The organism is Campylobacter sp. IFREMER_LSEM_CL2127 (genome assembly GCF_025771745.1).
Lineage (GTDB): Bacteria > Campylobacterota > Campylobacteria > Campylobacterales > Campylobacteraceae > Campylobacter_D.
Genome location: NZ_JAKMQV010000020.1, coordinates 1 through 6131 on the forward strand (window position 1 = coordinate 1; position 6131 = coordinate 6131).

A 6131-nucleotide genomic window follows, 5' to 3' on the forward strand; every position below is an offset into this window, starting at 1 on the left:
GAAAGGGTTTTAAAAAGCTAAGACTTTTTGTCTTAATTTTTTAGTATTTGTTCTTTAAATTATTAATATTGTTAATCAAATCTTATAGTCAATCTTTGAAATCTAAATAAGTGATCGATTGAGCCAGAAAGATTTATTTTAAATCTTAACAATCAACTTTTTCTTTGAAGAAAAAGATTAAACTTATCCAATTATTTTTTATGGAGAGTTTGATCCTGGCTCAGAGTGAACGCTGGCGGCGTGCCTAATACATGCAAGTCGAACGATGAAGCTTTTAGCTTGCTAGAAGTGGATTAGTGGCGCACGGGTGAGTAAGGTATAGTTAATCTGCCCTACACAAGAGGACAACAGTTGGAAACGACTGCTAATACTCTATACTCCTGCTTAACATAAGTTGAGTAGGGAAAGTTTTTCGGTGTAGGATGAGACTATATAGTATCAGCTAGTTGGTGAGGTAATGGCTCACCAAGGCTATGACGCTTAACTGGTCTGAGAGGATGATCAGTCACACTGGAACTGAGACACGGTCCAGACTCCTACGGGAGGCAGCAGTAGGGAATATTGCGCAATGGGGGAAACCCTGACGCAGCAACGCCGCGTGGAGGATGACACTTTTCGGAGCGTAAACTCCTTTTCTTAGGGAAGAATTCTGACGGTACCTAAGGAATAAGCACCGGCTAACTCCGTGCCAGCAGCCGCGGTAATACGGAGGGTGCAAGCGTTACTCGGAATCACTGGGCGTAAAGGGCGCGTAGGCGGATTATCAAGTCTCTTGTGAAATCCAACGGCTTAACCGTTGAACTGCTTGGGAAACTGGTAGTCTAGAGTGAGGGAGAGGCAGATGGAATTGGTGGTGTAGGGGTAAAATCCGTAGATATCACCAAGAATACCCATTGCGAAGGCGATCTGCTGGAACTTAACTGACGCTAAGGCGCGAAAGCGTGGGGAGCAAACAGGATTAGATACCCTGGTAGTCCACGCCCTAAACGATGTACACTAGTTGTTGGGGTGCTAGTCATCTCAGTAATGCAGCTAACGCATTAAGTGTACCGCCTGGGGAGTACGGTCGCAAGATTAAAACTCAAAGGAATAGACGGGGACCCGCACAAGCGGTGGAGCATGTGGTTTAATTCGAAGATACGCGAAGAACCTTACCTGGGCTTGATATCCTAAGAACCTCTTAGAGATAAGAGGGTGCTAGCTTGCTAGAACTTAGAGACAGGTGCTGCACGGCTGTCGTCAGCTCGTGTCGTGAGATGTTGGGTTAAGTCCCGCAACGAGCGCAACCCACGTATTTAGTTGCTAACGGTTCGGCCGAGCACTCTAAATAGACTGCCTTCGTAAGGAGGAGGAAGGTGTGGACGACGTCAAGTCATCATGGCCCTTATGCCCAGGGCGACACACGTGCTACAATGGCATATACAATGAGACGCAATACCGCGAGGTGGAGCAAATCTATAAAATATGTCCCAGTTCGGATTGTTCTCTGCAACTCGAGAGCATGAAGCCGGAATCGCTAGTAATCGTAGATCAGCCATGCTACGGTGAATACGTTCCCGGGTCTTGTACTCACCGCCCGTCACACCATGGGAGTTGATTTCACTCGAAGCCGGAATACTAAACTAGTTACCGTCCACAGTGGAATCAGCGACTGGGGTGAAGTCGTAACAAGGTAACCGTAGGAGAACCTGCGGTTGGATCACCTCCTTTCTAGAGTACAAACTGATAAGTCTCACAACTATCAGTTCATATATAGACTCAATCATCCTTGTTTAGATTTCAAAGATTGATGAAAAGCTAATTTTGGGGAATTAGCTCAGCTGGGAGAGCGCCTGCTTTGCACGCAGGAGGTCAGCGGTTCGATCCCGCTATTCTCCACCATTTATTAAGGGCCTATAGCTCAGCTGGTTAGAGTGCACCCCTGATAAGGGTGAGGTCACAAGTTCAAGTCTTGTTAGGCCCACCATAAAAAAGATTTGTTTATCAATCATATAATAAAGTTTTAAAACTTAAAGCAAGTATATAGCTAATAATAAAGCAGTAAATAAAGTAAAATACTTTATTGTCTATGTTTTTAAATTATTTAAACTCTTTATATATACTTCCTTTAGGTTTTAAGACCTAAGCTAAATAAATAATAGAATATTTTATATATTAGATTAGTTATTTAATGTTATTTGAATTATCATTGTTAAGAGTCACAAGCAAGTTTTAATAAAAACAATTTTACAGGACTTGTTAAAGGATAAAACCTAACTATCTTTTCTTTAGCTTTTAGTTAAAGACAAGTTTTAAACTCACAGCTTAGTGAGACTAATATTTTTAGTTTTATTAGGTGTTTAAATGCTTTCCGTCTTAAGATAGTAAAGTCTTATCATAAAAACTTTAACAAGGAAGTGATGCGTTTTAGAATGAATTTAAAAGGTAAGCTATTAAGAGCGAATGGTGGATGCCTTGGCTGGTAAAGGCGATGAAGGACGTACTAGACTGCGATAAGCTACGGGGAGCTGTCAAGAAGCTTTGATCCGTAGATTTCCGAATGGGGCAACCCAGTATATAGAGATATATACTACCATAATGGAGCGAACGTAGGGAATTGAAACATCTTAGTACCTACAGGAAAAGAAATCAATAGAGATTGCGTCAGTAGCGGCGAGCGAAAGCGCAAGAGGGCAAACCCAGTGCTTGCACTGGGGGTTGTAGGACTGCAATGTGCAATAGGTGAGGTTAGTAGAACACTCTGGAAAGTGTAGCCATAGAGGGTGATAGTCCCGTATACGAAAACCAAACCTTAGCTAGCAGTATCCTGAGTAGGGCGGGACACGAGGAATCCTGTCTGAAGCTGGGTCGACCACGATCCAACCCTAAATACTACTACCAGACCGATAGTGCACAAGTACCGTGAGGGAAAGGTGAAAAGAACTGAGGTGATCAGAGTGAAATAGAACCTGAAACCATTTGCTTACAATCATTCAGAGCACTATGTAGCAATACAGTGTGATGGACTGCCTTTTGCATAATGAGCCTGCGAGTTGTGGTGTCTGGCAAGGTTAAGCACACGCGAAGCCGTAGCGAAAGCGAGTCTGAATAGGGCGCTTAAGTCAGATGCTGCAGACCCGAAACGAAGTGATCTATCCATGAGCAAGTTGAAGCTAGTGTAAGAACTAGTGGAGGACTGAACCGATAGGCGTTGAAAAGCCCCCGGATGACTTGTGGATAGGGGTGAAAGGCCAATCAAACTTCGTGATAGCTGGTTCTCTCCGAAATATATTTAGGTATAGCGTTGTGTCGTAGTATAAGGGGGTAGAGCACTGAATGGGCTAGGGCATACACCAATGTACCAAACCCTATCAAACTCCGAATACCTTATATGTAATCACAGCAGTCAGGCGGCGAGTGATAAAATCCGTCGTCAAGAGGGAAACAACCCAGACTACCAGCTAAGGTCCCTAAATCTTACTTAAGTGGAAAACGATGTGAAGTTACTTAAACAACCAGGAGGTTGGCTTAGAAGCAGCCATCCTTTAAAGAAAGCGTAATAGCTCACTGGTCTAGTGATTTTGCGCGGAAAATATAACGGGGCTAAAGTAAGTACCGAAGCTGTAGACTTAGTTTTACTAAGTGGTAGGAGAGCGTTCTATTTGCGCCGAAGGTATACCGGTAAGGAGTGCTGGAGCGAATAGAAGTGAGCATGCAGGCATGAGTAGCGATAATTAATGTGAGAATCATTAACGCCGTAAACCCAAGGTTTCCTACGCGATGCTCGTCATCGTAGGGTTAGTCGGGTCCTAAGTCGAGTCCGAAAGGGGTAGACGATGGCAAATTGGTTAATATTCCAATACCAACATTAGTGTGCGATGGAAGGACGCTTAGGGCTAAGCAAGCTAGCGGATGGAAGTGCTAGTCTAAGGTCGTAGGAGGTTATATAGGCAAATCCGTATAACAATACTCCGAGAACTGAAAGGCTCTTCAAAGTCTTCGGACAGCGAGGAGAATTGCTGATGCCGTCGAGCCAAGAAAAGTTTCTAAGTTTAGCTAATGTTGCCCGTACCGTAAACCGACACAGGTGGGTGGGATGAGTATTCTAAGGCGCGTGGAAGAACTCTCTTTAAGGAACTCTGCAAAATAGCACCGTATCTTCGGTATAAGGTGTGGTTCGCTTCGTATTAGGATTTACTCCGAAAGCGAAGAAACTTACAACAAAGAGTCCCTCCCGACTGTTTACCAAAAACACAGCACTCTGCTAACTCGTAAGAGGATGTATAGGGTGTGACGCCTGCCCGGTGCTCGAAGGTTAATTGATGGGGTTAGCATTAGCGAAGCTCTTGATCGAAGCCCGAGTAAACGGCGGCCGTAACTATAACGGTCCTAAGGTAGCGAAATTCCTTGTCGGTTAAATACCGACCTGCATGAATGGCGTAACGAGATGGGAGCTGTCTCAAAGAGGGATCCAGTGAAATTGTAGTGGAGGTGAAAATTCCTCCTACCCGCGGCAAGACGGAAAGACCCCGTGGACCTTTACTACAGCTTGACACTGCTATTTGGATAAGAATGTGCAGGATAGGTGGGAGGCTTTGAGTATATGACGCCAGTTGTATATGAGCCGTTGTTGAGATACCACTCTTTCTTATTTGGGTAGCTAACCAGCTTGAGTTATCCTCAAGTGGGACAATGTCTGGTGGGTAGTTTGACTGGGGCGGTCGCCTCCCAAATAATAACGGAGGCTTACAAAGGTTGGCTCAGAACGGTTGGAAATCGTTCGTAGAGTATAAAGGTATAAGCCAGCTTAACTGCAAGACATACAAGTCAAGCAGAGACGAAAGTCGGTCTTAGTGATCCGGTGGTTCTGTGTGGAAGGGCCATCGCTCAAAGGATAAAAGGTACCCCGGGGATAACAGGCTGATCTCCCCCAAGAGCTCACATCGACGGGGAGGTTTGGCACCTCGATGTCGGCTCATCGCATCCTGGGGCTGGAGCAGGTCCCAAGGGTATGGCTGTTCGCCATTTAAAGCGGTACGCGAGCTGGGTTCAGAACGTCGTGAGACAGTTCGGTCCCTATCTGCCGTGGGCGTAAGAAGATTGAAGAGATTTGACCCTAGTACGAGAGGACCGGGTTGAACAAACCACTGGTGTAGCTGTTGTTCTGCCAAGAGCATCGCAGCGTAGCTAAGTTTGGAACGGATAAACGCTGAAAGCATCTAAGCGTGAAGCCAACTCTAAGATGAATCTTCTCTAAGCTCTCTAGAAGACTACTAGTTTGATAGGCTGGGTGTGTAATGGATGAAAGTCCTTTAGCTGACCAGTACTAATAGAGCGTTTGGCTTATCTTATTTAAGCATCACTTCCTTGTTAAGGTTTTTAATAAAGCTTTGAAGGTTTTTATACGAAAACTATATTAGCTTATAAAATCTTACAAGTAAAGTTTATATTAGAACTTGCTCTTAACATTGTTTTTTAAGTATTCTAAAACAATAAAGTGATTAGCTTAATAAAATATCTAAATATAAGAATAAGATGAAAACTAAAATAAAAATGATTTTTATATCTAAATCTTATTGATTGTTTTTATTATGCTATATTAAATAGAATATTTAAATAACAATGTCCGTGATTATACAGATGTGGAGACGCCTTGCTCCATCCCGAACCAAGAAGCTAAGCACATCGTGGGTGATGATACTACGCCTTACTGGCAGGGGGAAAGTAGCTCATTGCGGACTTGTTAATTCTCTTATTATTCTTACTTTATATATAATCTTATGTTTATTTTTATTGTTAGTTATTAAATTGGTTTATTTTTGGATTATTTATTTGTGACACTATTTTTAAATTTTTCTTATATTTTTTATATTTCTTATATTTTTTATATTTCTTATATTTTTTATATTTCTTATATTTCTTATATTTCTTATATTTCTTTATGGCTCTTAGTTATTTATAGTTTTTTGTTTTTTATGGGTTTTAATGATTTAACTTTTGGTTTTATTGTGAAAATTTTTAATTAATTTGTATTGATTAGATTAGATAGGGTATTTATTGTTATTTCTATTATTTTATAAAATTTAGTTTTATGCGTTGTTTTTGCTATTTATTAGTTATTCTATTTTATTTTTGAATTTTTATGGTTTTAT

2 tRNA genes and 3 rRNA genes are annotated in these 6131 nt (G+C 41.9%); all 5 read left to right on the forward strand.

Annotated elements, in window-relative coordinates:
* Nucleotides 1–197: 197 nt before the first annotated feature.
* Nucleotides 198–1710: ribosomal RNA gene (locus L8V77_RS07555) — 16S ribosomal RNA — on the forward strand.
* Between the two features lie 95 nt (nt 1711–1805).
* Nucleotides 1806–1881 (forward strand) — tRNA-Ala (locus tag L8V77_RS07560).
* An 8-nt stretch (nt 1882–1889) separates the two neighbouring features.
* Nucleotides 1890–1966, forward strand: a tRNA-Ile gene (locus L8V77_RS07565).
* 456 nt (nt 1967–2422) lie between these two features.
* Nucleotides 2423–5330 (forward strand): 23S ribosomal RNA (locus L8V77_RS07570).
* A 273-nt stretch (nt 5331–5603) separates the two neighbouring features.
* Nucleotides 5604–5720: ribosomal RNA gene (gene rrf / locus L8V77_RS07575) — 5S ribosomal RNA — on the forward strand.
* The 16S, 23S and 5S rRNA genes sit together here with 2 tRNA genes alongside, the layout of an rRNA operon.
* Nucleotides 5721–6131: the final 411 nt, after the last annotated feature.